Here is a 2,214-nt window from a genome sequence, read left to right as displayed (position 1 = left end):
TGTCGACGATAATGGTCTTTGTCTTGCCATCGGCACCGTCATTGCGCAGTTGAGCGCCATTGGTGAGGTCGCCATCAAAGAGTTCTTCGGTTTGAATTGTGGCGTTAGAGCCGTAGCGGGCGGTCCATCCGGCATAGTCGGCAACCAATTTTCCTACCATTTCGTCGGGCGAAGTAATGTCCTTGACCAGCTTTTCCTCGGTCGTAACGATGACATAGCCAACGCCACGTTCCTCACTTCCCCTGCCATCACCGCTAACTTCGGCAATCCTGACGGGCAGCAGGTAACCGGCGGCCGTGAGCGTAGGAAGGGCCGATTCCTTCAGAGAGAGCTTGACAGCGTCCTGCGCTTTAAGGCTGTCTTTCTGTATCTGAACGGTCAGTCCCGCAGTCTCAACGGCTTCTTCGGGCATAGCCACATAGTCGGTGCCATGGGCTTTGTTGTAAACATCTATCAAAGAATTGTCGATAACGGCCTTCACCGTGGTGTTAGAAGCGGCAGGCCGCTGGATAGCCACGGGAAACACGGCGCTGACACCGCCGAAATGGCCCACCGGAGTGTGGACTACGGTTCCCTTGAAGGTATTGTCCGCATTGGCCTTAAAGTAGACCAAATTACAAGAGCAGCCATCAATCACTATATCGCCGTCCTCTACTCCGCTGTCGCAAGCTGCGAAAAACAAGCCCGACAATGCGAGGAGGGCATAGGCAAAACCTTTTATATTCATTTTCATATTCTTATCCTCCGATGATTATTGTACACACTTATTGGCATCGTCCATCACCCATTGAATGGCACTACTATAATCGTGGTTAATCAACTGGCCGTTTTCTCTGTCATCGCGCCAAGTGTTCGTCCAGTCCATATCAAAGCCTTTCTTGGTTGCGTCGTGGAAAACATGACCACTGTTTTCATTGAATTTCCAATATGCTTCCAGCCCTTCGGCCTTGGGATCAACGGCACATAGGCCGGCCGCAATCTCGGTTGCGGAGAGCGCACGGCTCCAAACTCTGACCTCACAGAAGCGTCCGGGGAAGAACTGACGGCTGCGGTAACCACCCCACGACATACCCATTTCAAAGCGTTGGAAGTCGAGGAAGCCGTCAGGAAGTGTGCCCGTGGCGTTTGCATCCTCCACTCCGTCGACGAACAAACGGTAAGTTGAGCCGTCGAACTGCAACGATAGCATGTACCAACGCTTGGGTTGGAAGTGGGTCTTGCTGACAATGGCCGGACCGGCGTTGACCCACTGCAATACATCGGCGCCAAAATTACCCTCGCCCCAGCGCAACATGCTCTGCTTGCTCTCGTCCTTTTGGCTGAAATTACATAGGCGGTGCATGCCTCCCCAGCTATCACTATAGAACTTAATCTGATAGGTAAAGGTGGTCAGACGTACCGACTTGTCGAAGATAAAGCAGCTCGAGGCGTTGGGATTGTTGACAATGGCGGGGAACTTCATCGTGCGTGACACTTTCAGATAGATGGTTTTGGCGCCTTCTATCAGGTCTTCGCTTCCGTCGGTAGAGGCTATCGTTACCGGAATAACGTAGGTACGACCTTCCTCAAAGTTCTCTGTTGACACCAATTTTACGGCCGCTACCGTGGAAACAGCGCTGTTGGCCTTGATGGTTACATCAGGATTGAGCAGTTCCACCGCACCTTTGGGGATGGGATAGAACGAGGCTTTGTTCTTCGTATTGTACTGTTCAACGAGCGATGGGTCAATGGCCAACTTCAAATGTACATCGGTTGTGGCCTTATGGGTGGCCTTCACGCTGATAGGATACTCGGAAGGAGTGTCCTCAACGGCAAATGTCTGCAAGGGATTGACGTCAGCTCCCGTGACGAAAATGCCTTTCTTGCCATAATCAAAGCTATCGCCCTCGCTGTTACACGACGTGAACAGAGCGCCACATACGCCCAGCAGCCACGCTGCCGATAGGAAACTATATTTGATTTTCATAATGTTTAAATTCTTAAAGTTGATTATTTATTCAATGCGGGGTTCATAATCTGAATGGCTTTACGGAAGATTCCATAGGTACGACCGTCGCTTGACTTGTCGTAGTTGTTATCCATGTAGTAAGCGCCGCAGCCCCCTTTATGGCCCGTAGCCGGTTCCCAAGCCGCATAACGCTCGATGATACCACCCTCGGGATGTTGCTCCAAGCCCATACTTTCACAATATACAACCTTCTCTTCAGGACAACC

At 51.3% G+C, this 2,214-nt stretch carries 2 protein-coding genes and 1 pseudogene; all 3 read right to left on the bottom strand.

The annotated features are described in order from the left end of the window. A partial coding sequence (locus VIR50_RS11060) for a DUF1735 domain-containing protein (protein ID WP_331935175.1) occupies positions 1–733 on the bottom strand: 733 nt, incomplete at its 3' end. A gap of 18 nt (positions 734–751) precedes the next feature. Beyond that, complete coding sequence (locus tag VIR50_RS11055) at positions 752–1,966, bottom strand: DUF1735 and LamG domain-containing protein (RefSeq protein WP_331935174.1); 1,215 nt, start codon at positions 1,964–1,966, stop codon at positions 752–754. A 23-nt stretch (positions 1,967–1,989) separates the two neighbouring features. After that, positions 1,990–2,214 (bottom strand): annotated as a pseudogene (locus tag VIR50_RS11050) (glycosyl hydrolase); the annotation flags it as partial.

This window comes from Prevotella sp., from assembly GCF_036570325.1.
Lineage (GTDB): Bacteria > Bacteroidota > Bacteroidia > Bacteroidales > Bacteroidaceae > Prevotella.
The sequence above is the reverse complement of the archived record's forward strand: the minus strand, read 5'-3'. Positions and strand labels throughout refer to the sequence as shown.

Bases quoted from the DNA above. Each gene is read 5' to 3' on its own strand.
- VIR50_RS11055 (WP_331935174.1), bottom strand. From the start codon at position 1,966: ATGAAAATCAAATATAGTTTCCTATCGGCAGCGTGGCTGCTGGGCGTA.